1 protein-coding gene is annotated in these 685 nt (G+C 77.7%); it reads left to right on the forward strand.

What is annotated here, in order from left to right:
* On the forward strand, positions 1-685 hold a 685-nt coding region (locus E5198_RS21325; protein ID WP_136491879.1), incomplete at both ends, for a tetratricopeptide repeat protein.

Consider the following 685-nt stretch of genomic DNA (forward strand, 5'->3'; position numbering starts at 1 on the left):
CGCCGCGGCGCGCCTGGCGCTGCGCCGCGGCGAGCCGCGCGCGGCCGGGCGCTATCTCAATCGCCTGTACCGCCAGGCGCCGGACTCGCCGCTCGCCCTGCAGACGCAGATCCTGCTCAAGCTGTCGCTGGCCCAGGGCCAGCAGGCGCTGCAGGGAGCCCGTCTGCTGGCCGCCAGCGGCCGGGTGGACGAGGCGCGTGCGGCCTACGACCGCCTGCTCGGCGGAGCGCCGCCGACCCTCGAGCTGGGCCTCGAATACTGGCGCCTGCGCAGCCGTCAGGACGGCCAGCGGGCGCAGGCGATCGCCGCGCTGGATGCACTGGCGCGCCACTATCCCGAGCACGTCGGCCTGCGCCAGACCCTCGCCGACCTGCTGTTCGACGAGGGCCGCGGCGACGAGGCGCGGCGCCTGCTGCACCAGCTGGCCGCGGAGCCGCAGGCCAGCCAGGCGGCGGCGCAGCGCGAGTTCCAGTACCTCGCCGAGCTGCCGCTGGGCCACGCCAGCGTCGCCGCCTGGCAGGAGTTCGTGCGCCGCTACCCGGACTCGCCGCTGCAGGCCGAGGCGCAGCAGACTCTCGCGGCGCAGCGCCGGCAGGTCGCCGACCCGGCCTGGCAGGCCGGCCAGCGCGGCGAGCAGCTGCTGGAGCAGGGCGATGTGGCGGGCGCCGAGGCCGCCCTGCGCCGC

This window comes from Pseudomonas sp. A-1 (assembly GCF_004801855.1).
In the GTDB taxonomy this organism is placed as follows: Bacteria; Pseudomonadota; Gammaproteobacteria; order Pseudomonadales; family Pseudomonadaceae; genus Geopseudomonas.